This window comes from Actinomadura sp. NPDC048955 (assembly GCF_040649435.1).
Lineage (GTDB): Bacteria > Actinomycetota > Actinomycetes > Streptosporangiales > Streptosporangiaceae > Spirillospora > Spirillospora luteofluorescens.
Genome location: NZ_JBEZJI010000002.1, coordinates 178,321 through 203,807, shown reverse-complemented (window position 1 = coordinate 203,807; position 25,487 = coordinate 178,321). Strand labels below are relative to the sequence as shown.

Genomic DNA, 25,487 nt, shown 5'->3' with positions numbered 1-25,487 from the left:
CGCGCACCTCAGCGGGTGCCGAAGTTCTGCGTCCAGTACGGCGTCCCGGACTTGAGCGTGACGCCCACGCCGATGTTCTTGAACCGGCAGTTCAGGATGTTGGCCCGGTGCCCGGAGCTGTTCATCCACGCGGACATGACGGCGGCGGGCGTCCGCTGCCCGTAGGCGATGTTCTCGCCGTAGGTGGACCAGCGGTAGCCGGCGGCGGTGATCCGGTCGCCGGGGTTCTTGCCGCTGGGGTTGGTGTGGTCGAAGAAGTTGCGGGCGACCATGTCGTCGGAGTGGCCTTGCGCGGCGGCCTGGAGTTGGGAGTCGACCGTCAGGGCCCCGCAGCCGTTCTTGGCGCGCTCGGCGTTGGTCAGGGAGACGACCTGCTGGGCGAGCGTGCCACCGCCGGGCGTCGTGGAACGGGGCACCGGTGTGGTCGTCCGCCTCTTCTTCGGCGGACGCTTCGTTGTGCGCTTCACGGGCTTCTTCGCGACGGTCGAGCGCTCGGTGTTCTTGGACGCCTTGGGCTTGCCGTTCGGCACGCTCGTCTTAGAGGGGGTCGCCAAGGCGGGGGACGACGGGGCGGGCGCGGGTGCCGCGCGGTCGGCGACCGGAGTGGAATCGGCCGGCGCGTCGGAAGAGCCCGAGACGCCATAGGCGACCCCGGCCGTCAGGGCGAGCACGCTCGCACTCGCGCCGACGGCGGCCCACCAACGCCCGCTCGGACGCGGCGCCCGCCCGTAGCTCCCGCGACGCGTCCGGGGACTCCGCCTCGACCCCGCGTTGTTCCTCTCGCTCACGTCAGCCTGCCTTCCGAGTTTCCAGGGATTTGTCGGACACCTGGGAGACCCGACCGCCGCGTACGGATAACAGAAACTGCGCCCAAAATCCGAAGATTGCGCCTTACCTGCGAAAACAGATCGGCAACCAGCGGGCTGCAGCGGCTGCGACCACCCGGGCTCGGTTCGTCGCGCGAGGAAGGAACGACCGCGCCGACCGCGCGCTCGACGCACCCGGGCGCGAGCGCGACGCGGGCTCGGCGTCGGCGTAGTTGCGGCCCAGGGGGCAGCGCGGTCGAAGCACGGCCTCGCCACGAAAGGGCGCAAGGGGGCAGCCGTGGCGCGGGCTCGGCGTCGGCGTAGTTGCGGCCTATGGGCAGCGGGGTCGGAGCACGGGCTCCCCGCGAAAGCGCGCAAGGGGGCGGCCGTGACGCGGGCTCGGCGCGGGCTCGCAACGAAAGGGCGCAGAGGGCGACCGGAGCGCGGGCTCGATGTGCGGTCCACCAAACCGTGGCGCGAGGTCGGTGCGGTCGGGGAGTGCGTGTGGCGGTGCGGGGTGGGCGCAAAGGCGTGCGGTCGGGCCGGGGGGCGATGCGGGGTGGGTGCAAAGGCGTGCGGTCGGGCCGGGGGGCGGCGTGGTCTGGGTGTGAGGGCGGTGGGGGGTTCGGGGTTGGTGCGGTTGTGGTGGTTGGGCGGGGGAGGTCGGTGGGCGGTTGTGGGTGGAAAAATGCGCTTTCACTCGCTGAGATCTTGCGTATTCTCCTCGTGACCTCTGGGCTCGGCGACGGGAAGGACGCGGGGATGGGCGGAAGCGGAGGCGGGGCGCGGTGAATCCCTATGGAGGAGGACAGGCGCCGGGGCCGGGGTGGCAGCAGGGGCCGCCGCCCCAAGGTCCCTGGCAGCAGGGACCACCGCCCCAAGGTCCCTGGCACCAGGGGCCGCCGCCCCAAGGGCCGTGGCAGCAACAGCAGGGGCCATGGCAGCCGAGGCAGCGGCGGCGGATGACCTTTGGGCGTCTCTTCAATCCGATCGCCGTGGGGAACGCGGTTTTCACGCCGTCCCGGCAGGACCGTGTGCACGATCCGGCGGTGAAGAAGGCGCAGATCTGGCGGACGGTCGTCGGTCTGGTCGCCGTCACGTGGATGCTGTTCTCCTACGGGCTGGCCTCGGACGCCAATGCCGTGCTGGACGACCGATTCGCCCAGATCCGTACCACCCTCATCACGCTGGCGGTGACGTTCCCGATCGCGGTCGTCGTCTTCATCGCGGCGGCCCGTCCGCCCAACCGGCGCCTGTTCCTGCGCCGCGCGGTCAAGCCGGCCGTGGCGCTGATCACGCTGATCGTCACACTCGCGGCGCCGAGGCTGGCCACGGGGATGGGCTACGTGACCGAGGACACGGACTGGACGGCATCGCCATGGCGGGGGGTGCTGCTGTTCGCGATCGGCGCCTTCTCGTTGTGGTACATCCCGTTCGGTCTCTACGGCATCGTGCAGTCACTCGTGCACGTCTTCCGGACCGCCGACCTGCATGACACGGTCCCGCCGCTCCTCGCGACGCTGCTCGTCTGGGAGGTCGCCATCTTCGACGTGTTCCAGGGCGCCTACGGCGGAGCCCCGCTCGGGGTACGGCTGGTGTTCATCCTGGGAGCCCCGCTGTCCGTCACCGCCGTGGCGATGTGGGAGTTGCGGCGGCTGCGCACGCGGCACGGCATCACGGTGCGCGGAGCCCTGCTGCGCTGAGCCTTCGCAGGCGTCGATGGGCCGTCGGTCCCGACGGCCCATCGACGCCTCCGCTCAGAGGGAGCGCTTGCTCAGAAGGAGGTTGGGGGTTCCGGAGGGGTTTCCGGTGATCTTTCCGCTGACGGCGTTGTTGACGAGCCAGCTGCGGATCGTGCTGTAGGACGCGTCCCCGTTCGCGGACTTGTAGAGCGCGGCGACACCGGTGACGTGCGGGGTCGCCATCGACGTCCCGCTGATGGTGTTGGTCCCGCCGTTCAGCCAGGTGGAGGTGATGCTCGTCCCAGGCGCGTACAGCTCCACGCAGTTGCCGTAGTTGCTGTAGGACGCCTTGGCGTCGGTGCTGGTGCTCGCCGCGACGGTGGTGGCGTTGCTCGCGCTGGCCGGCGAGTAGTTGCAGGCGTTGCCGTTGTCGTTGCCCGCGGCGACGGCCAGGAAGACGCCAGAGCTCGCGAGGCTGTTCGCGGCCGAGTTCACCGAGGACGAGTAACCGCCGCCGAGCGACATGTTCGCCACGGACGGGCCACTGTGGTTCTGGGCGACCCAGTTCATGCCGGCGATGACGCCGGAGTTGGTGCCGCTGCCCTGGCAGTTCAGAACGCGAACGCCGCGCAGGTTCACCTTCTTGGCGACGCCGTACGTGGTGCCGCCGACCGTCCCCGCGACGTGCGTCCCGTGGCCGTTGCAGTCGACGCCGTTGCCGCCCGTGGCGTCGTAGACGTTGCTGGCCCTGCCCCCGAAGTCCGGGTGGGACGGGTAGATGCCGGTGTCGATGATGTAGGCGGTCACTCCGGACCCGGCGGCGTTGTAGGTGTAGCTCTTGGAGAGCGGGAGGCTGTCCTGGTCGATGCGGTCGATTCCCCAGGACGGCGGGTTCTGCTGCGTGGTGGCGAGGTGCACGACCGCGTCCTGTTCGACGGACGCGACACCGGGCGTCCGGCGAAGCTGGGCGAGCTGGTCGGAGCTGAGCTTCGCGGAGAAGCCGTTCAGCACCTTCCCGAACCGGTGGCCGGTGCGGATGCCGTGCTTGGAAGCGGTCTTGCCGATCGAGACGCCGGACTTCAGCGTCACGATGTACTGGCCGCTGACGCCCTGACCGGGTGCGGCGAGGGTGAGGGGAGCGTTGGGGGTCACCGCCTGCGCGGGTGTGGCCAGGACGGCCGCGAGAGGAGCCGCGGCCAGGACGGCGAGCAGGGGCTTTCTCATTCGGAACTCCGTTTCGTGCGGGGGCCCGGCCTGCGAAGAGGCCGGATTCACGAAGAGCGAATGAGAGGATGATCAAACAGAACGTGAACAATCGTCAATTATTCGACGGCGATGCGATTTCAATGTCAACGCCATTCACGTTCGATGCTCGCATCGGCACGGACCACCGGCTCGACCGCGGCGAGCGACCTGCGGCCCCTGAGCCCCCGGCTAAGGCGTCCACGCGTTCGTCACGGTGATCGTTCGGTCCGGTCCCGGATCGTCTCCTCGGCCGGTTGCGGCATAGCGTGCGGTTGAGGCGCCGTCCATCGGCGGCCGGAATGGGCCCTTTGCGGTTATACAAGATCATCATTTTGGGGCGGGGAGAGGGGAACCTCTTGTGGTCATGACCGGTTCAGGACGCGGGAACGTGCCAATCATCGTGCTCTAATCGCTGTGCGTTTGTCCGTCTCAAGGTGAGGAGATTCTCAAAGTGGAGTACAGAATGCGCGCCGCATTAGGCGGGGCCGTCCTGGCCTTCGGCGCGGTGGCGGGCTCGGCCCTGCCAGCGAACGCCGTGCCAGCGAACGCCGCTGCGGCCACCCGGCTCACCGTGAGCGTCGCACCCGAGATCAGCACCGGCCCGGCTCCCAAGTCCGTCACGCTGGAGTGCGAGCCGGCCGGCGGCACCCATCCCGACGCCGCGGCGGCCTGCGACGACCTGATCAAGGCCGGCGGTGACTTCCGGAAGATCCCGCCTCTGCCGGCGGGCTGCCCGACGTACTACAGCCCGGTCGTCGCCACCGTCCAGGGGCTGTGGCGGGGCACGCCCGTCTCGGCCAGCGCCCGCTACACCAACGCCGTCTGCGCCAACGTCCAGACCGGCGGCCACATCCTGCATTTCTGACCGGCGCCCGCTTCTGACCGCTCCCCCGCTCCCGCTCCCTTCATGAGCAGGCTCCCGGCCGGGGCGTGGTTCCCGCTCCCTGGGGACCGCGTCCCGGCCGCGCCCGGTGGTCGTCGGCCATGGCGCACAATGCAAAGAGAAGAGGGGCGGTGCCAAGGGTGGAACGCGAGCATTACGGCCGCCTTCTGCGGCTCGCTTACCTGACGCTGGACGATGGCGACCACCCGCTCTCGCGCGCTCGCCGGGCCGCCGCCGGGGCCATGCGGGCACGGCGCGGTGGTTATCCGGCCAAGCGGGCGCGGCTCGTCACGATCCTGCTCACGGATCCGCCGACCGGACGGCACCGGCTGCACGGTCTCCTCTTCGAGCCCGCGCGGATCGAGCCGGGACCCGTCCGGGCGGCTCTGCTGGAGTTTCCGCCGGACGAGCGTCTCGCCTATCTGCTGTATCGGGACGGCCTCACCGCTCCCGAGGTCGTCGCGGAGTTAAGCGGCCATCTCGCGATCGGCTTCGAAGACGTGGACCGCGTGGTCGACGCCGTGGACGCCCGGACGGGACTGGACGAGGCCGGGCAGCGGGCCGAGATCGAGGCGTTCGAGCCCGACCTCGTCCGGCTGCGCCCGCCGGTCACCGTCCCGCCCGCGAGGCGTGCCTCCGCGGTGGGCGTCACCACGGCGGTCGTGGTCGCGGCGGTGGTGCTGGCGGTCTCCGCGACGGTCTTCTCCCGGACGGACGAGGGCCACGGCGCGCCCGCTTTGATCGGCGCGCGCGCGTGGCTGGCGTCCAGCGCGCCGACCGTCGAGGAGTGGCCGTCCCAGGGCGGGCTGCTCCATGACGCGGCGCTGCTGCGACGGGCCGCGGACGCGTGGCGGGGCGATCGCCGCGATCCGCCGGTCGGCCGCGTCGCCGTCATGTACGCCGGGACGGTGGACGGGGCGTCCCTCGTCATCCTGCGCGACTCCCCCGGACCGCGGGACATGCCCAGCGTGGCGCAGTACTTCGAGCGGCGGCGGTCGCGGGGCGTGGAGTCGGTCCGCAAGCTCGGGACGGACGCCGGGCAGCTCGTCATGGTGGGCATGACGTGGCGCTACCTCGTTCCGCCATGGCTGCTGGACGTGCGGGTGGCGGTGCCGTCGGGGCGGTCTCCGGAGTGGCAGCCGGTGGCCGTCCGGGACGGGCTGAGCGCGCCGCTGCCGTGGAACTGGTTCACGCCGCGCTGCCAGAACTACCTGGTGTTCCAGATGACGTCCGGGATGCAGACGATCACGCAGCTCGCCTCGAACGATCCGCGGTCGGCGGCGCCGCGCGTGTGGTTCCGGGACGCGCCGGACCAGGAGCCGCCGAAGCAGGAGCCGCAGAGGCGGGTGCCTCCGAAGCGGGGGACGCCGGAGCAGAAGAGGCTGGAGCAGGAGGCGCGGTCCGCGTGGGCGGCGTTGAACGCGGTCGCCTGCGCGGGGGCGGCGACGCTGAGCGAGTCGGGCGACCTGCGGCTGGGCCGGCTCTGGAGCGGCGAGCTGCCCGACGGCGGCGGCCGGGCGACCCTGCTGACGGTGGACGCGGTCTCGTCGGGCGCGCCGGGCACCTCGGTCCTGATCTCCGAGGACGGGCGGGCGCTGTCCGAGCGGGGCGGGACGAACAGCGACCGCGTCTCGTCCGGCGCGACCTCGGCCGCCGCCGTGTGGTGGCGGTCGCCTCGGCGCTGGCGGCTGGTGGCCGCGGCCGGACCGGGCGTCGCGCGGCTGAGGTCGATCGGCGAGCTGGGCTCCCACGAGGACACGGCGGACGGGCGGGGCGAGGCTCCCCTGCTCGTGGTGCCGGGCCCGCGCGACGGCGACGCGGGACGCCTGCCGGTCGTCCAGGTCGTGGCCTACGAGCCGGACGGCGACCGCACCGTCATCACCCCTCGGTGACCAGAACCGGACGGGAGGCGGTCATCTGAGGTTGGCGGTGAGGGTCCCCTCTGCGCCGAAGAGCTCCTCGCGCCAGCGTTCCAGCAGGTCGGTACTGTCGAAGTCGTCCGGGTGGAAGCCGGGCTCGTTGTAGGCGCGCAGCCGCCGGATCACGTCGCGCTTGAGGAACGGCGAGTGGCGCAGCGCGACGAGGCTGCGGCGCAGCCGTCCGGGGCGGTAGGTCGCGGGGTCGCCCAGCAGCGAGATGAACGTGCCGGTGACCATGAGGAACAGGAATCCGGCGCTGATGACCCGCATGGTCCGGACGCGGGTGCGCTCGGTGCCGCCGACATGCCGGAAGACGTCGAACGCGACGGCCTTGTGCTCGGACTCCTCCAGCGCGTGCCACAGCAGGATCGACCGGACGCTGGTGTCTCCGAGCAGCTTCTGCGCGCGCGGGTCGGCGAGCAGGCACTCGGCCGCGGTCGCGGTGTAGTGCTCCAGCCCGGCGGTGAAGCCGAGGCGGACGATCGGCGGCAGGAAGCGGTCGGCTAGGCGGAGGTCGCGCTTGACGACGGCGGAGATGCGGTGGGTCGGGTAGCCCATCGCGCGCAGGGTCGTGTTGAGGTGGTCGTGTTCGCGGCCATGGACGACCTCCTGCCCGATGAAGCCGCGCACCTGGGCGGCGAGGTCCGGGTCGGTGATGCGGTCGCGGTAGTGCCGCACCGACCGGACGAAGAAGTCCTCGCCCGGGGGGAACGTCGCCGACAGCAGGGCCACGAGGTGGCTCATGACCAGGTCGCCGTCCACGTAGTGGCGGCGCAGGGACCCTTTCGGGTGGTCGAAGGCGACCCGGCGGGTCTGGATGGCGTGCTGGGTCATGCGGACCTCTCCTCGGACGCGGGGGACGTGTCGGGGGCCGAGTAGGCGTAGTCGTCCAGCGGGAACGTGCGGGCGGCGTGCGCGGCCTGCGCCGCACTCGTCGGCCGCAGATAGGGGGTGTCGCCGTGGTGGTCGAAGTAGTAGCTGTTCGCGGTGGCGCAGCCGTTGGTCGCCCACAGCGAGCCGGCGAGGCGCTCGCGCATGCGGTGCGTCCAGCGCTCGGTCGGTTCGGGACGCACCTCCACCGAGGTCGCCCCCCGGCGGCGGGCCTCCTGGATCACGCGGACGACATGGGCCGACGTCGTCTCGACGAGCTGGTGCCAGGTGCCGCCGACCCAGCCGTACGGCCCGAACATCATGAAGTGGTTGGGCAGCCCGGGGATGCTGATGCCCTCGTAGGACGCGAGCCGGTTCTCGGTGTAGAAGGTCGCGAGGTCGAAACCGTCGCGGCCGCGCACCGGGGTCCGGCGGTAGACCTCCGGATCGCTGGCGAGGCGGAACCCCGTCGCGAGGATGATGGCGTCCACGTCGCGTTCGCGGCCGTCCACAGTGAGGACGCCCGTGGAGGTGACCCGGTCTATGGCGTCGGTGACCAGGGCGACGTTCGGCCGGTTGAAGGTCCTGAGGTAGGTGTTGGAGACGGACGGGCGTTTGCAGCCGAGGCCGTAACCGGGGGTCAGCCGCCGGCGCGTGTCGGGATCCTTGACCTGCGTCCGGTACCAAAGTGTTCGGGCCAGCCGCGCGCCGCCCTGCGCGACGTACGGCGCCTTGCCGTGCCCGACGACCAGGTCGACCAGGACCTTCTCGACGCCGCGCGTGGCCGCCCGGCGCACGGCGTCCTGGACGCGCGGGGCACGCCGGAACAGCCACCGCACGGGGGGCGGGACGGGCGCGTCCAGCTTCGGGCCCACCCAGATCGGGGTGCGCTGGTAGACGTCGAGGCGCGCGGTCCGGGGCGCGATCTCCGGGATGATCTGGACGGCGCTGGCACCCGTCCCGATGACCGCGACCCGCTTGCCGGTCAGGTCGTAGCCGTGGTCCCAGCCTGACGAGCGCAGCACCGTCCCTTCGAAGTCGTCGAGGCCCGCGATGCCGGCCGGCTTGGGGTCGACGAACGCGCCGATCGCGCTGACCACGAAACGGGCCGTCACCTCCCCGGCGGGCGTCCGCAGGCGCCAGAGCCCGGCGCCCTCGTCCCAGACCCGCTCGGTGACCTCGGTGCGCAGGCGGACGTGGCGGCGCATGCCGTACCGGTCGGCGAGCCGGTCCAGGTACTCCTTGACCTCGGAGCCGGGGGCGAACACCCGGCTCCAGCGCGGGTTGAGGGCGTAGCTGAACTGGTACGCCTGCGCGGGCACGTCCACGCCGATGCCGGGGTAGACGTTGTCGCGCCACGTCCCGCCGATGTCACCGGCGCGCTCCAGGATGACGAAGTCGTCGATGCCGGCGCGCTGGAGCGCGATCCCCATCCCGATCCCGCTCACCCCGGCCCCGATGATCGCGACCTCGGCGTCGGGCACGGCGACCGGCATGGCGCACCTCCTGCTATTGGAGTCGATGTCGAATATACAGCCGGAGGTCCACTCCGGCAGGTGTCGTCAGCTACACCCCCCGCTCGGGTTCTGGGCCCCGTGCCGCCGCGCGCGCCGCCCGGAAGGCTTGATCACGTTCAGCGGACGACCTTCCAGGAGGACCTCATGTCGCGCATCTCCGTCACCGCCTCGGCCACCGCCCTCATGGCCGGTACGGCCCTTCTCGCCGGGGCGGCCCTCGTCGCCGCCCCGGCCGCGGGCGCCACCCCGGCCGCGGCTGGCGGCCCGGCACGGGGCCCGCACGGGCTCGACCGGAAGGTGCGGGCCGCCGCCGACCGGCTCGTCGCCGACGGCGCGCCCGGCGTGATCGTGATGACCCGCCGCGGCGGGCGCGTCTCGCACGTGACCGCGGGCGTGTCCGACAAGGCCACCGGCGCCCCGATGGACCACCGGCTGCTGTTCCGGATCGCGAGCGTGACCAAGTCGTTCACCTCGACGGTCGTGCTGCAGCTCGCCGCCGAGCGCCGGCTGTCGCTGGACGACACCGTCGACAGGTGGCTGCCGGGCGCCGTCGCGGGCCACGGCAACGACGGCTCGAAGATCACCATCCGGCAGTTGCTCGCGCAGACCAGCGGGCTGAACGACTACACGCCCGACCCGCGGGTGATGTCCGCCCCCGCGCGGGCCTGGACCCCGGAGGAGCTCGTCGCGATCGCGATGGCAAAGCCGCCGCTGTACGCGCCCGGCACGGACTGGAACTACTCCAACACCAACTACATCCTGGCCGGGATGATCATCGAGAAGGCGACCGGGCGCTCGGTCGGCACCGAGTTCCAGCGGCGCGTCTTCACGCCGCTCCGGCTGCGGCACACGTCCTACCCGACGACCGACCCCTCGTTCCCCGGCCGGTACGTGCACGGGTACTACTACGACTACGGGGACGTGAGCACGCAGATCAGCCCGTCCAGCGCGCGGACGTCCGGCGGCATCGTCAGCACGGTCGACGACGTGGCCCGGTTCCACCGCGCCCTGTTCACCGGACGGCTGCTGCCGGCGAAGCAGATGCGCGAGCTGCGGAACGTCCGGCCGGTCGACGACGACGGGATCGTGGAGGACTACGGCCTCGGCGTCGCCCGGATCAAGTTCTCCTGCGGATACGCGTGGGGCCACGACGGCGGCTTCCCCGGCTACCGCACATGGACCTACACCAGCGCCGACGGACGCAGCCAGGCCGTCATCACCTACAACGAGTCCAAGCTGGAGTACGACAAGACCTTCCGGACCGACCTCACCAAGGCGGCCGACACCGCCTTCTGCGCGTGACCCCGGTCGGACGGCGTGTTCGGTTGTAAGCAGGTGAGCAGTGGTCGCGGGGTTTTGTTCCTTCGCCCTACAGAAGAAGGGTGCGTGCGGTGCGTACGGTCGGGGCGTCCCGCTGCACAGCTGGGCAGACGGAGGTGTGCCGATGGAAAGTACCGAGGTGTGCCGATGAACCGAGCCGTCACGTCCGGCGTTCCCGCCGCGCATCTACCGCCGCGGCTCGCCGAGCTGATCCGGCCGGAGCTGCCGAGTCTCGCCGAGGAGATCGTCGCCGAGATCCGCCGCGCCATCCCCGAGTACGCCCGGCCGCTCGACGGGCCCTACGGCCACGTGCTGCGGCTCGGCGTCGAGCGCAGCCTGGCCGTGTTCGCCGAGCGGATCGCCGCGCCGGGCGGGCCGCCGTCCGGCGACGACTCCGCCGGGACGGCGCGGATGCTCGGCCAGTACGAGGCGCACGAGGGCCGCAGCATGGACAGCCTCCAGGCCGCGTACCGGATCGGCGGGCAGGTCGCGTGGCGCCGCGTCATGAAGGTCGCGCCGCGCCACGACATCTCCTCGGCCGTGCTGTCGCGGCTGGCCGACGCGCTGCTGACCTACATGGACGAGCTGGCCGCGCAGTCGCTGGAGGGCTACCTGCACGCCAAGGCGCGTCCCATCCTCGCGTTGGACGAGCGGCGCCGGCGGCTGCTGCGCGTCCTCCTCGCGGCCGCCGGCCCGGACGGCGCCGATCCCACTGCCGCGGTCGAACTGGAGTCGGCGGCGGACGGAGCCGGGTGGCCCCTGCCGGACAGGGTCACGCTGGTCGCCGTCGAGCCGGCCGCCCACTGCGTCTGGACGGCGTTGGACGAGGACGTCCTCGCCGAACTGGAGTGCCCGGAGCCGCACCTGCTCCTGCCCGGCCCGTTCACGCCCGAGCGCCGCGCGATGCTGGAGGAGGCGCTTCCGGGCCGTCGGATCGCGGTCGGTCTCGCGATGCCGGCCGGGCAGGCCACCGACTCGCTGCGCTGGGCGCGCCGGGCGCTCGGCCTCGCGCTGGACGGTGTCCTCGACGGGCCGGTGACGCTGTGCGAGGGGAACCTCGTGACGCTGTGGCTGCTGTCGGACCCCGCGCTGGTCGAGCAGCTGACCCGGCGGCGCCTCGGCGTCCTGGACGGCATGACCCCGGGCCAGCAGGACCGACTCACCGAAACGCTGCGGACCTGGCTCGTCACCCGCGGCACGGCCGCCGAGATCGCCGAGCGGCTGCACATCCACCCGCAGACCGTCCGGTACCGGATGCGCAAGATCGAGCAGATCCTCGGGGACGCGCTGGCCGACCCGGAGGCCCGGTTCGGCATCGAGATCGCGCTCCGCGCCGCCCACCTCCGGTCGCGCCGTCCCGCTTCCGCCCCGAACCGCCCGGTGATGCGGCCTCGCGGGCCCGCCCGCCCCCGCAGTCTCCGACATTTGCGATGATCTGCGAGTGAACGTCACGAAGCGGACCCGTATCCGCCTGATCGGCGCGGCGGGCGCCGCCCTCGGCATGCTCGGCCTCGGCGCGTGCGGCTCCGCCGCCGTGCCCGGCGCGGGACACGCCGGGGGGCGCGGCGCGGGGTCCGCCACGGGGCCCGCCGCCGCGACCCCGGCGCCTCCCACCATGCCCGCGTTGCAGCAGCGCCCTTCGCCGCCGCCGGCTCCCTGCACGCCGGAGGGCATCGCCGTCTCGATGAACGAGCCGGACGCCGCGATGGGCGTGCGCGCCGCCCGGATCGTCCTGCGCAACTGCGGGAGCCGCCCGTACCGGCTGAACGGCTACCCGGCGCTGCGCGTCCTCGACGAGAAGCAGCAGCCCTTCGACGTGACGACCGTGCCCGGCACCAGGCAGGTCGAGGACGCGGGGCCGAAGTCGCTGACGATCCGTCCGGGCCGCGAGGCCGAGTTCGTGATCGTCTGGCGCAACACGGTCACCGACGCGAACACGGTGGCGGTGGCCGGAAAGTACCTGGAGGTCCGTCCGGCGCCGGGACGGCCCGTCGTGGTCGTCCCGGCCAACGGGCCGATCGACCTCGGCAACACGGGGCGCCTGGAGGGGACCGCCTGGCGGCTCCCGTCCCGCTGACTCAGCGGGGCGGCGCCTGGACCTTGCCGATGCCGAGCGTGTTCTGCGCGGGCATCAGGCCGGTCTCCAGCACCTTCACCAGGATCGGCATCGTGAGCTGCGCCAGCCGGTCGGCCTTGGCGGCGCCGAGCGTCCGCCACGGCTCGTAGGCGAGGTCGTCGGTCGTCCGCTCGATGTCGTCGCGCAGTTCGCGTCCCCGATCGGTCGCGGCGCCGTCGGCGTCGACCAGGCCGCGGGACGCGAGGCGGTCGCGGGCGGCGGCCCACTCCTCGCCCGTCCAGCCGCGGCTCGCGAACGTCTCCACCGAAGCGGCCCCGACGGCGGCGAACGACACCAGCGCCTCGACCGGGTCGAGCCCGCGCGCGAGGAGCGCGGCCACGTGCCCGTCCCCGCGCTGCTCGCGCAGGATGCCGATGGCGTGCCACAGGACGAGGTGCGGCTCGTCCGGCCAGGGCAGGTCGGCGTTGGCGGCGGCGAGGGGGCGTCCGGCGGTGCTCGCGGCCTCGGCGGCGGCCCGGGCCAGCTCAGCGGCCTCGGCCAGGTCCGGCGCCCCGATCCCGTCGCCGAGAAGCGCCCGGTACATGCTGTCGACTGCGCGCATGCGAGCCTCCAGGACGCGGTCGGGCGGCGCGATCGTCCAGGCGGCGGGGATGTGCTCGGCCACCATGCGCGGGCTGAAGCTGTAGAAGGCGGCCGACACGGCCCGGCTGCCCGCGGCGCCGAGCGGTGCGGCGCGCCAGGCGAAGTAGCTCGGCCAGCGCGTCTCCACGTCATAGCCAAGGCCGCGCGCCTCCGCGAAGACCTCCGGGGAGTACCAGAACAAGGCGTGGACGGGTTCGAGCTGGTGCCACATCTGCCGTGCGAAGCCGGGGTCCTCTGCCATCACGCGGTCCTTTCCATCGGGATCACCTCCACTCTATCTTGACACTGCCTAGATTGGTGTTGCCCGGATGGGTCTGCCGGTTCGCCACCGGCCATCCCCCGGGAGGCGCGCTGATCTGGGACGGCGGCACCGGCGGCGCCCCGCCCGGACGGGACGGCGGCACCGCGGGCAGCGTGTGCGACCGAGATGGCAGGACGGTGGGCAGCTCGCGCGGCTCGTCCGATCCCGGGGACGTCCGGCCGCGGGCTGCGAGCGGGGCCCGGCGCTCGTGACGGGGGAACGCCAGCAGCGCCAGCACGGCCAGCCCGACGCCCGCGGCCCGGAGCCAGAACGGCACGGGCTCGCGCGGCCACGGCTCCGCGTACAGCAGCGTGGCCGACAGCAGCAGATGCGTCTTCGCGGTGACTGTGACGACGGTGACGATGACGGTGAGGCGGCAGCGCTGGAGGCCGATCGACAGCAGCCCGACGCCGAGCACGCCCGCGAGCAGGAACAGGTAGGGGTGCGGCGAGGACGGCACGTCCGCCGCCCTGCCCGCCGCGAACATCATCGCCATGCCCTCCCCGAAGACCTCGGTCGCGCCGAGCAGAACACCCGCGCCGATCCCGTAGGCGATGCCCGTCAGCGGGCGCGCGTGCCGGCCGCCGACCGCGCGGTCGCGCACGCAGAACATCCACAGCGGGACCGCCAGCGAGGGCACGCACACCAGCGCGGCCTTCCACAGCGGCAGCGCGGCCGCCGCGGCGCCGAGGCGGTCCGGCACGGCCCCGCCGTGACCCGGCGGCACCGGCAGCACCGACAGCGCCGCCGTGACCATCGCGGCGACCGTGATGAGGACGGCGAGCCACTCGCGCGACGTGGGCCGCTCGCCGAAGCCGCTCATGCCGACGACCAGCAGCAGGACGAGGCCGAGCCCGTAGGCGGGCAGCGTCGCCGCGACGGGCAGGGCGACCAGCGCGGTCGCGGAGAGTCCGAAGCCCGCCATCAGCACCGCGAGACCGGCGAGCCAGCGCGGGCTCCGCACGAGAAGCCCGGCGGCGTGCAGCGCGTGGCGACCCGAGAGCGGGTCCATCCGCCCCGCGGCCGTCTTGAACAGGACGTAGGCGACGATGTAGACGACCTGCGCAGCGCAGGCGAGGACGACCGCGTACATGGCGTTCCTCCCAGGGGTGGGGCCCCAGCGTGACATGAGGAAGGTGTGCGGTGATTCTCGCTGGAAGACGGAGATAATCCCGGTTTTGTGCGCCCGGGTGAGTAGTGCCCCACGCGACGGAGATGTTTTTCATGATGTGCGGTTGGAGCGGCGACTCCTGCCGTAAGCTCCGCCACCTAAGGCCGACCTGTCCCGGAAAGGCCAAGATCAAAGCGTACGTCGCGTTGCCCGGTCACTCAGTGCAGGTGAATGATTGCGGAACGCTACCTGAACCGAGTGTGGTGATGCAGTGACCGAGAGGATGGAACGGCTCGGCGAACCGATCGGCTTCACCGGGGAGGGCGACGGCGGCCGCCGCGCCCGCCGCGCCGTCCGCGAGCGCGCCGCGAAGGTCTTCGCCGACGAGACTCTCCTCGACGACGTCGAACTGATGACCGCCGAGGGCGTCGCCAACGCCATCCTGCACGGCTCCGGACTCATCAGCGTCACGATCGCCACCGACGGCAGGCGGCTCCACGTCGAGGTGTCCGACGACGGCCCCGCCCAGGCCGACCCCGACGGCCCGCCCCGCCTCGACCACGGCCGCGGCCTCACCGTCATCGACGCCCTCGCCGGCGAATGGGGCCTGGACCAGACCCCCCACCGCACCCGCCTCTGGTTCATCATCGACGGCCACCGCCCACCCGCCGCAGTGTGACCCGCCAGCCGCACATCCCCGCCTGCCGCTCGTCCCCACGGGCCTCGCCGGTGGGCGTTTGACTGGGTGTCGTCCGGGGCGGCCTGAGTGGGGTTCAGGTGGGGAGGGCTCGGCGCAGGACCTTGCCGGTGGGGTTGCGGGGGAGGGCGTCCAGGAAGTGGACGTCGCGTGGGACGGCGTAGCGGGCCAGGTGGTCGCGGACTTGGGCGCGGACGGCGTCCTCGTCGAGGGTCTCGCCCTCGCGTAGGACGACGAACGCGGCGGCGCGGCGGCCGAACTCCTCGTCCGGGACGCCGACCACCGCGACCTCCCGCACCTGCGGCAGCCTCTCCAGCACCTCCTCGATCGCGCTGGGGAAGACGTTCTCCCCGCCCGAGACGATCATGTCGTCGTCGCGGCCGTGCACGAACAGGCGGCCCTGCTCGTCGAGGTGGCCGACGTCGCCGAGGCTCATCAGGCCGTCGCGCATCTCCTTGGTGTCGCCGCTGGTGTAGCCGGCGAACAGCAGCTCGTTCGCGGCGAAGATCCGGCCCGTGGTGCCGGGCGGGACGGGGGCGCCGTCGTCGTCCAGGACCGCGACCCGCGTCCCCGGCGGCGGCGTGCCCGCGGTGTCGGGGCGGGCGCGCAGGTCGGCGGGCGTCGCGATGGTCACCCAGGACGCCTCCGTCGATCCATACAGGTTGTAGAGGACGTCGCCGAACTCGTCCATGAAGGCGGTGGCGAGCGTCGCGGGCAGTGCCGAGCCGCTGACGGCCGCGATCCGCAGCGAGGACGTGTCGTGCTTGCGGCGCGCGGCCTCCGGCACGTCCAGGACGCGCTGCAGCATGACCGGAACGGCGACCAGCGCGGTCGCGCGGGTCTGGTCGATCGTGCGGAGCGTCTGCTCGGGGTCGAACCGGGCCCGCAGGACGATCGTGGCGCGGAGCGAGACCGCGATCTGGAGCATCGCGTAGCCCCAGGTGTGGAACAGCGGTGCCTCGATGAACATCCGCTCGTGCACCCGGTAGGGGATGCGGGACAGGATCGACGTGAGCGGCGACAGCCCGGGGCGCGAGTGCCGGTCGGCGCCCTTGGGGCGGCCGGTCGTGCCGGAGCTGAGGACGATCGTCCGGCCCGCCCTGGCCGGGGGGCCGATCGGCGCGGCGGGCGCCGTGACGATGAGGTTCTCCAGCTCCGAGCCCCTCCCGCCCGCGGTGACCACCCGCACGGTCTTCGGCACGGCCGCGATGAAGCCGGCGAACTCCGCGTCGGCGATCACCACTTCGATCTCCTGCCGCCGCAGGACGGTCACGAGCTGCTCGGTGCTCATCCCGGTGTTCAGCAGGACGAGGTCCGAGCCGCGCTTGCTGCACGCGACGAGCGCCTCGACCATGCCGCGGTGGTTGCGGCACAGGACGGCGACGCGCGGCGCGGCCCCCTGTTCGGAGGCGGAGCCGGGGGCGGTGAGGGCGGCGGCGAGCCGGTCGGTGCGGGCGTCGACCTCCGCGTACGTGAGTTCCCCGGCGTCGTCGACGATCGCGACGGCGCCGGGGTCGCGGGCGGCGGCGGACGCGAGCGTCCCGCCGAGCAGGGTGCCCCAGCGGCGCAGGGCGCCGAGCTGGCGGGCGACCCGCAGCGGCGGGCCGGGACGCCACAGGCCGCTGCGGGCGAACATCCCGCCCGCCCGCGCGACCGACACCACCCGACCGGCCGGCACCGCTCTCCCGGCAGACACCGCTCTCCCAGCCGACACCGCTCTCCCAGCCGACACCGCTCTTCCGGCAGACACCGCGCGGCGCCCGAACTCCGATCGTCCGCTCATCTACCGCCTCCGGGGTACGGGGTTGGGGTTACCGACCGTACGGACGGAGGCTTTCGTCCTCTTCTGACTCGACCCAGCTCTTCGGCCGGGCTTTTGTCAGGAGCCTGACAACGCGCGGCCCTCCGCGGCGGGCGCGGGGACGTCCCGCTCCGCGGGCTCCGGCGCGTCCCCGAGGTCGAGGCTGTCGCGCAGGGTCACCGGCTTGAGGAAGGCCGCCGCGACGATGCCGACGATCGCGATCGCCGCGGAGATCAGGAAGATGTGGCCGGTCGCGTCGCCGTAGGCGGCCCGCACGACTTCCTGGACGGGCGCGGGGAACGCGCCGATGTCGAGGGTTCCCGCGTCGCCGCCGCCCGCGCCCGGCTTCACCCCGAGCTTGCGCAGCCCGTCGGCGATCCGGTCCGCGACCTGGTTCGCCAGGACGGCGCCGAGCACGGAGACGCCGACCGTCCCGCCGAGAGAACGGAAGAACGTGACCGTCCCGCTCGCGGCGCCGATCTCGTCCAGGCGCACCGAGTTCTGCACGACGAGGACGAGGTTCTGCATCGTCATGCCGACCCCGGCGCCGACCAGGAACATCGCGGCGCCGATGAAGACGAGCGAGGTCTGGTGGTCGATGGTGGCCAGCAGGCCGAACCCGGCGGTCAGCACGACCGTCCCGGCGAGGATGTACGGCTTGACCTTGCCGGTCTTGCTGGCGAAGCGCCCGGCCACGGTGGACGCGCCGAACACGCCGAGCATCATCGGGAACGTGAGCAGGCCCGCCTTGGTCGGGCTGTAGCCGCGCCCGATCTGGAAGTACTGGCCGAGGAAGACGGCGCCGCCGAACATCGCCATGCCGACGGCGAGGCTGGCCGTGATCGCGAGCGCGGTGTTGCGGCGCGCCACGATGTCCAGCGGGACGATCGGCTCCGCCGCGCGGGACTCGACCCACACGGCCGCGGCGAGCAGCACCACGCCGGAGCCGGCCATCGCGGCGGTCTGCCACGAGAGCCAGGCGAAGTTCTCGCCGACGAAGGTGACCCAGATCAGCAGGACGCTGACGCCGGCGGCGATGAGCGTCGCGCCCAGGTAGTCGATCTTCACGTTCGGCCGCCGGACGTGCGGGAGCCGCAGGGTCTTCTGCAGCAGCGCGAAGGCCACCACCGCGAACGGCACGCCGATGAAGAAGCACCAGCGCCAGCCGAGCGCGGAGTCCACGATGAGGCCGCCGAGCAGCGGCCCGCCGACCGTGGCGACGGCCATCACGCCGCCGAGGTAGCCGTAGTAGCGGCCGCGGTCCCGCGGGCTGATCATCGCGGCCATGATGATCTGGACGAGGATCTGCAGCGCGCCGACGCCGAGGCCCTGCACGGCCCGGAACGCGATGAGCTGCGCGGTGCTCTGCGCGAAGCCGGACGCCACCGACGCCAGGACGAAGATGCCGACGCCCGCCTGGAGCAGCATCTTCTTGTCGTAGAGGTCGGCCAGCTTGCCCCAGATCGGGGTGCTGGCGGTCGACACGAGCAGCGTCGCGGTGACGACCCAGGTGTACTGCGACTGGCTGCCCTTGAGCGCGCCGATGATCTGCGGCAGCGCGGTGGACACGACGGTGCTGCTCAGCATCGCCACGAACAGCACCAGCAGCAGGCCGCTGAGCGCTTCGAGGATCTGGCGGTGCGACATCGGGGCCGATCTCGCGGGGACCTGCTCGGTCAAGGAACGCCTCCGGGTGAAGTGGGCCGGGGTGGAGTGGGCCTCCGAGGGGGATGAGCCCCTCCGGGTGGAGTGGGCCTCTCGGTGAGGTGGGAACGAGGGGATCAACCCCCGGTCCGGACACTTTATTCCCACTGCGCAAAATTTCGCGCTGGGCAGTTTTTTGCCCGCTAGGCTGGTGCGACCATGGAGAGCACCGGCGGGCTGCGCGAACGCAAGAAGGAGGCGACGCGCCGCGCCCTGCACGAGGCCGCGGTGCGCCTCGCCGTCGAGCACGGCCTGGACGAGGTCACCGTCGAGGCCATCGCCGACGCGGCGGGCGTGTCCCGCCGCACCTTCTCCAACTACTTCGCCGGCAAGGAGGACGCCCTCCTCTACGGCGACGAGCAGCGGATGAACGCCGTGCTGGAGACCTTCGCGTCCCGCCCGTCCGGCGAATCGTCCTGGAGTGCGCTGCGCGCCTCACTGGACGCCCTGCACGCGGAGGCCGGCGAGCTGGACCCCCAGTGGGCCGCGCAGACGCGCCTCGCCCGCAAGCACCCGTCCGTCCTCGGGCGGCAGCTCGCCACCTACGCCGAGTTCGAGCGCGCCCTCGCCGACCTGATCGCCTCCCGGGACGGCCTCCCCCGCCTGCGCGCCCGCGTCATGGCCGGCGCCTTCATGACCGCGCTGCGCATCGCGTCCCTGACCTGGATCGAGGAGCAGCCCGTCCGCCCCCTCGCCGAGGTCGCGGCCGAGACCCTCACCGAGATGGCCCGCGAGTTCCACTGAGCCCGGCCACTGAGCCCGGCCACGGCGACCGGCCGCTCGAAGACCTTGAAGTCCCGGATGAGCGATATAAGCCCTGGACGCCGAGGGACGAACTCGTGGAGAGGCCACGGCCAGACCGCCGGGTTCCAGCGCTTCCCGGCCCGTCAGGGGCGGGGGATGTTGCGGAGGTTGCTGCGGGCCAGGTCGAGCATCTTGCCGACGCCGCCGGTGAGGACGGTCTTGCCCGCCGACAGCGCGAAGCCCTTCACCTGCTGCGGCGTGATGCGCGGCGGGATGGACAGGGCGTTCGGGTCGGTCACGACGTCCACCAGGTAGGGGCCGGACGCGGCGAGCGCGCGCTCCATCACGGTGCGGACGTCGGACGGGCGCTCCACGCGCGCCGACTCGATGCCGGCCGCCTCGGCGATCGCGGCGTAGTCGACGGGCTCGTGGTCGGTCTCGTAGGACGGCAGGCCGTCCACCATCATCTCCAGCTTCACCATGCCGAGCGACGCGTTGTCGAACAGGATGATCTTCACGGGGACGCGGTGCAGCCGCACCGTGAGCAGCTCGCCGAGCAGCATGCCGAGACCGCCGTCGCCGGAGATCGACACGACCTGGCGTCCGGGCGCGCCGAACTGCGCGCCGATGGCGTGCGGGAGCGCGTTGGCCATGGAGCCGTGGACGAACGAGCCCATCACGCGGCGGCGCCCGTTGGGGGTGAGGTAGCGGGCCGCCCAGACGTTGCACATACCGGTGTCCACGGTGAAGATCGCGTCGTCGTCGGCGAGGTCGTCCAGGACGCCGGCGACGTATTCGGGGTGGATCGGGATGTGCCGGTCGATGTCGCGGGTGTAGGCGGAGACCACGTTCTCCAGTGCCCGCGCGTGGCGGTGCAGCATCTCGTCGAGGTAGGAGCGGTCGCGCTTCTGCTCGACCTTGTCCAGGACGAGCCGGATCGTCTCCCCCACGTCCCCGTGAACAGCGAGGTCGAGCGGGGTGCGGCGCCCCGGCTTCGACGGGTCGTCGTCCACCTGGATGGTGTTCTTCCCCGGCAGGAACGGGTCGTAGGGGAAGTCGGTGCCGAGCAGGAGGACGAGATCGGCGTCCTGCATCGCCTCATAACAGGCGCCGTAGCCGAGGAGGCCGCTCATGCCCACGTCGAACGGGTTCTCGTACTGGATCCACTCCTTGCCGCGCAGCGCATGGCCGACCGGGGAGAGCAGCCGGTGCGCCAGCTCGATCACCTCGGCGTGGGCGTCCCGGACGCCGTAGCCGCAGAACAGCATCACCTTCCGCGCCCGGTTCAGGGCCCCGGCGAGCTGCTCGACCTGGTCGGACGGCGGCCGGACGATCCCCTTCTGGACGAGGAAGTCGTGCTCGCCGGTGGGGCCGGCCGTTTCACGTCCCGCGACGTCGCCGGGCAGCGTCAGCACGGAGACGCCGCCGAGCCCGATCGCGTGCTGGATCGCGGTCCGCAGGATGCGCGGCATCTGCTCCGGAGTGACGATCGGCTCGCAGAAGTGGCTGCAGTCGACGAACAGCCGCTCGGGGTGCGTCTCCTGGAAGTAGCCGCTGCCGATCTGCACGCTCGGGATCTGCGACGCCAGCGCCAGCACCGGCGCACCCGACCGGTGCGCGTCGTAAAGGCCCTGGATGAGGTGGGTGTTCCCGGGGCCGCAACTGCCCGCGCACACGGCGAGCCGTCCCGTGGTCTGCGCCTCGGCCGCCGCCGCGAACGCGCCCGCCTCCTCGTTGCGGACGTGCACCCAGTCGATGCCCCGCGTCCGCCGCACGGCGTCCACGACCGGGTTGAGGCTGTCGCCCACCACCCCGTAGATCCGCCGGACGCCGGCCTGCCGCAGCACCTCGATGAACTGGTCGGCGACGGTCGCCATCGGCCTCTCCCCCGCTGAGTTCCCGGTACTTGCCTCCGCTCCGCCAATGCCCGATGCCTCACCCCTGACACCGACCCGCCCCCACACCGACCGCGGCTGAGACCGGAGGTGGCTGAGACTGGAGGCGGTTGAGACTCTGCGGTTGAGACCGGCTGCGGGTTGGACTGGCTGACACTCGCGCCCCACGGGGGTTAAATAGTCAATCCATGAACTAGATCGGGCGGGCGGCGAGCGGATGAGCGCGGGCGCGGGCATGGGCACCGAGGGCGGGGCGGAGCTGGACTTCTGGTCGTTCGTCGATCTCGCGGGCCGGCGGCTCTCGGAGGAGTTCGGGTTCGGGCACCGGCTGGCGACGCGGCTGCTGCTGACCCTGAACCGGGCGTCGGCGATCGTGACCTACGACCTGGAGTCGACGGTGCACCGGCCGCGCGGCCACTCCTGGTCGGCGTTCCGGCTGCTGTTCGTGACCTGGCTGGCCGGGCCGCTGGAGCCCGGGCGGGCCGCCACGCTGGCCGGGATGAGCAGGGCCGCCGTGTCCAACCTGGTCAAGACGCTCGTCGCGGACGGGATGCTGGTGCGCACCCCCGGCGAGCGCGACGGCCGGTCGGTGATCCTCGCGCTGACCGAGCGGGGGCAGGACGCCATGCTGGAGATCTTCGCCGGGCAGAACGAGCGCGAGCGGCAGTGGGCGGACGTGCTCACCGAGACCGAGCAGCGGATGCTCATCATGCTGCTCGACAAGCTCATCGCGGGGCGCGGCTCGTTCGACGTCCGCGAGCGGAGCTGATCAGAGCCCTGCCGATCGGGGCATGGCCGATCGGGGCATGGCCGATCAGGGCATGGCCGATCAGGGCATGGCCGATCAGGGCATGGCCGATCAGGGCCTTCTGATGGGGCCTTGCTGATTGGGGCCCCGCTGATTGGGGCCTTCCCTTCGGAGGGAGAACAGCCTTAGGGTCGGCAGAAAGTAGTTAATGCGTTAATCATCGGAGGCGAGAGAGCATGGCCCACTACCGCCGGGTCGGCCACGTGCCGCCGAAACGCCACACCCAGCACCGTCACATCGGCCACGGGGACGGCGAGGAGCGGCTCCACTTCGAGGAACTGATGGGCGAGGAGGGCTTCTCCTCCGACTCTTCACTGCTGTACCACCGGGAGATCCCGTCCGCGATCGTCGACTCGCGGGTCTGGGACGTCCCCGACCAGGGCACGACGCCGAACCATCCGCTGCGGCCGCGCCACCTCAAGCTGCACGAGCTGTTCCCCAAGGAGACGTGGTCCGAGACCGACGTCGTCACCGGCCGCCGGGTCGTCCTCGGCAACGCCGACGTCCGGCTCTCCTACGTCGTGTCCGCCGCCGACTCGCCGCTGTACCGCAACGCGACCGGCGACGAGATCGTCTACATCGAGTCCGGCACCGCCACGGTCGAGACGATCTTCGGGACGGTGGAGGCGAAGCAGGGCGACTACGTCGTCATCCCGACCTCGACCACCCACCGGTGGCTCCCGACCGGCGACCAGCCGCTGCGCGCGTACGCGATCGAGGCCACCGGCCACGTCGCACCGCCGAAGCGCTACCTGTCGCGCTACGGCCAGTTCCTGGAGCACGCCCCGTACTGCGAGCGCGACCTGCACGGCCCCGGCGAGCCCCTCCTAGCCGACGGCACGGACGTCGAGGTCCTCGTCAAGCACCGGACGTCGCGCGGAATCACCGGCACCCGCCTGACCTACGCGCGCCACCCGTTCGACGTCGTCGGCTGGGACGGCTGCCTGTACCCGTTCACGTTCAGCGTCCACGACTTCGAGCCGATCACCGGACGCGTCCACCAGCCGCCGCCCGTCCACCAGGTGTTCGAGGGCCACAACTTCGTGGTGTGCAACTTCGTGCCGCGCAAGGTGGACTACCACCCGCTGTCCATCCCGGTGCCCTACTACCACTCGAACGTGGACTCCGACGAGATCATGTTCTACTGCGGCGGCGACTACGAGGCGCGCAAGGGCTCCGGCATCGGGCAGGGCTCGGTCTCGGTGCACCCGGGCGGCCTCGCGCACGGCCCGCAGCCCGGCGCGTACGAGCGCAGCATCGGCGTCGAGTTCTTCGACGAGCTGGCGGTCATGGTCGACACCTTCCGCCCGCTCGAACTGGGCGAGGGCGGCCTGGCCTGCGAGGACGAGGCGTACGCCTGGACGTGGGCGGGGCGGCGATGATCCCCCCGTTCGCGATCCCCCCGTTCGCGGCGGGCCTGTGCGACGACGCCGCCGTCTTCCCGCCGGGGCTCGCGCCGCTGGCCGACGCCGTCCCGGCGCACCGCGACCACCGCGCCGCCCCCTACGCCGCCCTCGTCGGCCCGCTCGTGCTGCCCGCCACCGCGCTCGACGCGCTGTATCCGCTGCTCGGCGGCGACCCGCTCGACCTGTCGATCACCGCGCCGAACGGCCCCTGCGAGGCCGCGAAGGCCGTGGGCGTGGCCGCCGACCTGCCCGTCGAGGTGCGCGGGCTGGAGGTCGCCGTCCCGCCGGGCATGGACCCGGAGGAGTTCTTCCGCGTGCTCGGCCGCCCCGGCGTGCCCGTGTACGTCGAGATCCCGCGCGACGAGCGGCGCCCCGCCTTCATCGAGGCCGTCGCCGCGCGCGGCGACCGTGCGAAGTTCCGCACCGGCGGGGTGAAGGCCCACCTGTACCCGGGCCCTGACGAGCTCGCCGCCGCCGTCACGTCGGTCGTGGCGGCGGGCGTGCCGTTCAAGGCGACGGCGGGGCTGCACCATCCCGTCCGGAACACCGACCCCGAGACCGGGTTCCACCAGCACGGCTTCCTGAACCTGCTGCTCGCGACCGACGCCGCCCTGCGCGGCCGCCCGGGCGCGGAGCTCGCCGCCGTCCTGGCCGACCGCGACGCGCCGTCGGTCGCCGCCCGCGTGGCGGGGCTCGGCGAGGCGCGCACGGCCGCGGCCCGCGCCCGCTTCCTGTCGTTCGGGACGTGCAGCATCACCGACCCCCTGACCGAACTCGCGGACCTCGGGCTGCTCGGGTCCGCACTTCTGGAGACCTCCCGATGACCCGCATCGCGATCCCCGAAGGCTCCCTCTTCGGGCTCGCCAACCTCCCCTACGGCGTGTTCTCGACACCGGGCACGGCGCCCCGCGTGGGCGTCCGCGTGGCCGACTCCGTCGTGGACCTCGCCTCCGGCCTCGGCGACGACGTCTTCGCCGCGCCGTCCCTCAACCCGTTCATGGCGCAGGGCCACGCGCGCTGGGTCGAGGTCCGCGAGCAGGTCCTCGACCTGGTCTCCGAGGACGTCCCGGACGAGGCCGTCCACCCCCTCGACGCGGTGACCCCGCACATGCCGTTCGAGGTCGCCGACTACGTGGACTTCTACGCCTCCGAGCACCACGCGTCCAACCTCGGCCGGCTGTTCCGCCCGGACTCCGAGCCGCTCATGCCGAACTGGAAGCACCTGCCGGTCGGGTACCACGGCCGCGCTGGGACGGTCGTCCCGTCCGGGACGCCGATCGTGCGCCCGAGCGGGCAGCGCAAGGGCGAGACCGCTCCGACCTTCGGGGAGAGCCGCCGCCTGGACATCGAGGCCGAGGTCGGCTTCGTCGTCGGCACCGGCTCGGCGCTGGGCGACCCGGTGAGCGCGGACGACTTCGACGAGCGCGTCTTCGGCGTCGTCCTGGTCAACGACTGGTCGGCCCGCGACATCCAGGCATGGGAGTACGTCCCCCTCGGCCCGTTCCTGGGGAAGAGCTTCGCGACGTCGGTTTCCCACTGGGTCGTCCCGCTCCTCGCCCTGGAGGCCGCCCGCGTCGCCACGCCGCCGCAGGACCCCGAGCCGCTGCCCTACCTGCGGGAGAAGAACCCGTGGGGCCTGGATCTCGACCTCGCCGTCTCCTGGAACGGGCAGGTCGTCTCCCGTCCGCCCTACCGGGAGATGTACTGGTCGCCCGCGCAGATGCTCGCGCACATGACGGTGAACGGCGCCTCGTCCCGCACCGGCGACCTGTTCGCCTCCGGGACGGTCTCGGGCCCGGCCAAGGACCAGCGCGGCGCCTTCATCGAGCTGACGTGGGGCGGCAAGGAGCCCGTGACGGTCGGCGGCGAGCCGCGCGCCTTCCTGGAGGACGGCGACGAGGTCTCGATCACCGCCTCCGCCCCCGGCCCCTCCGGCACCCGCGTCGGCTTCGGAGAAGTCACCGGCCGAATCCTCCCCGCCCGCTGAGTCGTCGGCCGGCTTGATCGCCGTTCGCCCCGTGCGGGCGGGCGGCGGGGGCGGGCATGAACTGGGGCGTGT

Annotated in this window: 21 protein-coding genes; 12 read left to right on the top strand and 9 right to left on the bottom strand. The window is 72.4% G+C overall.

From position 1 onward, the window contains the following. Nucleotides 1-8: 8 nt before the first annotated feature. Nucleotides 9-530: a CAP domain-containing protein gene (locus tag AB0C84_RS02990; protein ID WP_361060523.1), complete on the bottom strand. Its 522-nt coding sequence runs from the start codon at nt 528-530 to the stop codon at nt 9-11. A gap of 1,271 nt (nt 531-1,801) precedes the next feature. Here AB0C84_RS02990 and AB0C84_RS02985 point away from each other — a divergent pair. After that, nucleotides 1,802-2,509, top strand: coding sequence for a hypothetical protein (locus AB0C84_RS02985; RefSeq protein WP_361060521.1), 708 nt, complete (start codon nt 1,802-1,804; stop codon nt 2,507-2,509). A 54-nt stretch (nt 2,510-2,563) separates the two neighbouring features. Here AB0C84_RS02985 and AB0C84_RS02980 read toward each other — a convergent pair whose 3' ends face one another. After that, the gene (locus AB0C84_RS02980; RefSeq protein ID WP_361060519.1) at nt 2,564-3,712 is read right to left on the bottom strand and encodes a S8 family peptidase; all 1,149 of its coding nucleotides are present in this window, start codon (nt 3,710-3,712) and stop codon (nt 2,564-2,566) included. A gap of 484 nt (nt 3,713-4,196) precedes the next feature. On the opposite strand from AB0C84_RS02980, the gene AB0C84_RS02975 reads away from it, so the two are divergent. Together AB0C84_RS02975 and AB0C84_RS02970 are read left to right on the top strand one after the other, a co-directional pair. Continuing rightward, the gene (locus tag AB0C84_RS02975; protein ID WP_361060517.1) at nt 4,197-4,598 is read left to right on the top strand and encodes an SSI family serine proteinase inhibitor; all 402 of its coding nucleotides are present in this window, start codon (nt 4,197-4,199) and stop codon (nt 4,596-4,598) included. Between the two features lie 158 nt (nt 4,599-4,756). Then, complete coding sequence (locus tag AB0C84_RS02970) at nt 4,757-6,508, top strand: hypothetical protein (RefSeq protein WP_361060515.1); 1,752 nt, start codon at nt 4,757-4,759, stop codon at nt 6,506-6,508. A gap of 21 nt (nt 6,509-6,529) precedes the next feature. On the opposite strand, the gene AB0C84_RS02965 is transcribed toward AB0C84_RS02970, so the two are convergent. Next, the gene (locus AB0C84_RS02965) at nt 6,530-7,369 is read right to left on the bottom strand and encodes a metal-dependent hydrolase (RefSeq protein ID WP_361060513.1); all 840 of its coding nucleotides are present in this window, start codon (nt 7,367-7,369) and stop codon (nt 6,530-6,532) included. Then, complete coding sequence (locus AB0C84_RS02960; RefSeq protein WP_361060511.1) at nt 7,366-8,901, bottom strand: NAD(P)/FAD-dependent oxidoreductase; 1,536 nt, start codon at nt 8,899-8,901, stop codon at nt 7,366-7,368. The genes AB0C84_RS02965 and AB0C84_RS02960 overlap by 4 nt, the downstream gene beginning before the upstream one ends. 165 nt (nt 8,902-9,066) lie before the next feature. On the opposite strand from AB0C84_RS02960, the gene AB0C84_RS02955 reads away from it, so the two are divergent. The 3 genes from AB0C84_RS02955 to AB0C84_RS02945 all read left to right on the top strand — a co-directional run bounded on the left by AB0C84_RS02955 (nt 9,067) and on the right by AB0C84_RS02945 (nt 12,319). Beyond that, nucleotides 9,067-10,224 (top strand): serine hydrolase domain-containing protein, encoded by a 1,158-nt coding sequence (locus AB0C84_RS02955; protein WP_361060509.1) that lies wholly within the window; start codon nt 9,067-9,069, stop codon nt 10,222-10,224. A gap of 165 nt (nt 10,225-10,389) precedes the next feature. After that, the gene (locus tag AB0C84_RS02950) at nt 10,390-11,676 is read left to right on the top strand and encodes a helix-turn-helix domain-containing protein (protein ID WP_361060507.1); all 1,287 of its coding nucleotides are present in this window, start codon (nt 10,390-10,392) and stop codon (nt 11,674-11,676) included. A gap of 7 nt (nt 11,677-11,683) precedes the next feature. Then, nucleotides 11,684-12,319, top strand: coding sequence for a DUF4232 domain-containing protein (locus AB0C84_RS02945; protein WP_258944310.1), 636 nt, complete (start codon nt 11,684-11,686; stop codon nt 12,317-12,319). Between the two features lies 1 nt (nt 12,320). Here AB0C84_RS02945 and AB0C84_RS02940 read toward each other — a convergent pair whose 3' ends face one another. Next, nucleotides 12,321-13,202, bottom strand: a complete 882-nt coding sequence (locus tag AB0C84_RS02940) for a hypothetical protein (RefSeq protein WP_361060505.1) — start codon at nt 13,200-13,202, stop codon at nt 12,321-12,323. A gap of 22 nt (nt 13,203-13,224) precedes the next feature. Beyond that, nucleotides 13,225-14,355: a hypothetical protein gene (locus AB0C84_RS02935; protein WP_361060503.1), complete on the bottom strand. Its 1,131-nt coding sequence runs from the start codon at nt 14,353-14,355 to the stop codon at nt 13,225-13,227. A 289-nt stretch (nt 14,356-14,644) separates the two neighbouring features. On the opposite strand from AB0C84_RS02935, the gene AB0C84_RS02930 reads away from it, so the two are divergent. Continuing rightward, the gene (locus tag AB0C84_RS02930; RefSeq protein WP_258944313.1) at nt 14,645-15,052 is read left to right on the top strand and encodes an ATP-binding protein; all 408 of its coding nucleotides are present in this window, start codon (nt 14,645-14,647) and stop codon (nt 15,050-15,052) included. A 94-nt stretch (nt 15,053-15,146) separates the two neighbouring features. Here AB0C84_RS02930 and AB0C84_RS02925 read toward each other — a convergent pair whose 3' ends face one another. Both AB0C84_RS02925 and AB0C84_RS02920 read right to left on the bottom strand, forming a co-directional pair. Further along, nucleotides 15,147-16,748, bottom strand: a complete 1,602-nt coding sequence (locus AB0C84_RS02925; RefSeq protein WP_361060500.1) for an AMP-binding protein — start codon at nt 16,746-16,748, stop codon at nt 15,147-15,149. Between the two features lie 201 nt (nt 16,749-16,949). Beyond that, on the bottom strand, nt 16,950-18,518 hold the full coding sequence (locus tag AB0C84_RS02920; protein ID WP_361060816.1) for an MDR family MFS transporter: 1,569 nt from the start codon (nt 18,516-18,518) through the stop codon (nt 16,950-16,952). 216 nt (nt 18,519-18,734) lie between these two features. On the opposite strand from AB0C84_RS02920, the gene AB0C84_RS02915 reads away from it, so the two are divergent. Next, complete coding sequence (locus AB0C84_RS02915; RefSeq protein WP_179844795.1) at nt 18,735-19,319, top strand: TetR/AcrR family transcriptional regulator; 585 nt, start codon at nt 18,735-18,737, stop codon at nt 19,317-19,319. A 143-nt stretch (nt 19,320-19,462) separates the two neighbouring features. Here the strand turns inward: AB0C84_RS02915 and AB0C84_RS02910 are convergent, their stop codons facing one another. Then, nucleotides 19,463-21,196, bottom strand: a complete 1,734-nt coding sequence (locus AB0C84_RS02910) for a pyruvate dehydrogenase (RefSeq protein WP_361060498.1) — start codon at nt 21,194-21,196, stop codon at nt 19,463-19,465. Between the two features lie 235 nt (nt 21,197-21,431). Here AB0C84_RS02910 and AB0C84_RS02905 point away from each other — a divergent pair, with 235 nt between their 5' ends. The 4 genes from AB0C84_RS02905 to fahA all read left to right on the top strand — a co-directional run bounded on the left by AB0C84_RS02905 (nt 21,432) and on the right by fahA (nt 25,415). Continuing rightward, a complete protein-coding gene (locus AB0C84_RS02905; RefSeq protein ID WP_361060496.1) occupies nt 21,432-21,983 on the top strand; it encodes a MarR family winged helix-turn-helix transcriptional regulator in 552 nt (183 codons plus the stop codon). A 215-nt stretch (nt 21,984-22,198) separates the two neighbouring features. Continuing rightward, the gene (locus AB0C84_RS02900) at nt 22,199-23,404 is read left to right on the top strand and encodes a cupin domain-containing protein (protein WP_258944317.1); all 1,206 of its coding nucleotides are present in this window, start codon (nt 22,199-22,201) and stop codon (nt 23,402-23,404) included. Next, a complete protein-coding gene (locus AB0C84_RS02895; protein ID WP_361060493.1) occupies nt 23,401-24,252 on the top strand; it encodes a hypothetical protein in 852 nt (283 codons plus the stop codon). Before AB0C84_RS02900 ends, AB0C84_RS02895 begins: the two co-directional genes overlap by 4 nt. After that, entirely contained in the window at nt 24,249-25,415 is a 1,167-nt protein-coding gene (gene fahA, locus AB0C84_RS02890; RefSeq protein ID WP_361060491.1) for a fumarylacetoacetase, read from the top strand. Before AB0C84_RS02895 ends, fahA begins: the two co-directional genes overlap by 4 nt. Nucleotides 25,416-25,487: the final 72 nt, after the last annotated feature.

Bases quoted from the DNA above. Each gene is read 5' to 3' on its own strand.
- AB0C84_RS02980 (WP_361060519.1), bottom strand. From the start codon at position 3,712: ATGAGAAAGCCCCTGCTCGCCGTCCTGGCCGCGGCTCCTCTCGCGGCC.
- AB0C84_RS02975 (WP_361060517.1), top strand. From the start codon at position 4,197: ATGCGCGCCGCATTAGGCGGGGCCGTCCTGGCCTTCGGCGCGGTGGCG.
- AB0C84_RS02965 (WP_361060513.1), bottom strand. From the start codon at position 7,369: ATGACCCAGCACGCCATCCAGACCCGCCGGGTCGCCTTCGACCACCCG.
- AB0C84_RS02960 (WP_361060511.1), bottom strand. From the start codon at position 8,901: ATGCCGGTCGCCGTGCCCGACGCCGAGGTCGCGATCATCGGGGCCGGG.
- AB0C84_RS02955 (WP_361060509.1), top strand. From the start codon at position 9,067: ATGTCGCGCATCTCCGTCACCGCCTCGGCCACCGCCCTCATGGCCGGT.
- AB0C84_RS02950 (WP_361060507.1), top strand. From the start codon at position 10,390: ATGAACCGAGCCGTCACGTCCGGCGTTCCCGCCGCGCATCTACCGCCG.
- AB0C84_RS02940 (WP_361060505.1), bottom strand. From the start codon at position 13,202: ATGGCAGAGGACCCCGGCTTCGCACGGCAGATGTGGCACCAGCTCGAA.
- AB0C84_RS02935 (WP_361060503.1), bottom strand. From the start codon at position 14,355: ATGTACGCGGTCGTCCTCGCCTGCGCTGCGCAGGTCGTCTACATCGTC.
- AB0C84_RS02920 (WP_361060816.1), bottom strand. From the start codon at position 18,518: ATGTCGCACCGCCAGATCCTCGAAGCGCTCAGCGGCCTGCTGCTGGTG.
- AB0C84_RS02915 (WP_179844795.1), top strand. From the start codon at position 18,735: ATGGAGAGCACCGGCGGGCTGCGCGAACGCAAGAAGGAGGCGACGCGC.
- AB0C84_RS02910 (WP_361060498.1), bottom strand. From the start codon at position 21,196: ATGGCGACCGTCGCCGACCAGTTCATCGAGGTGCTGCGGCAGGCCGGC.
- AB0C84_RS02905 (WP_361060496.1), top strand. From the start codon at position 21,432: ATGAGCGCGGGCGCGGGCATGGGCACCGAGGGCGGGGCGGAGCTGGAC.
- AB0C84_RS02900 (WP_258944317.1), top strand. From the start codon at position 22,199: ATGGCCCACTACCGCCGGGTCGGCCACGTGCCGCCGAAACGCCACACC.
- AB0C84_RS02895 (WP_361060493.1), top strand. From the start codon at position 23,401: ATGATCCCCCCGTTCGCGATCCCCCCGTTCGCGGCGGGCCTGTGCGAC.
- fahA (WP_361060491.1), top strand. From the start codon at position 24,249: ATGACCCGCATCGCGATCCCCGAAGGCTCCCTCTTCGGGCTCGCCAAC.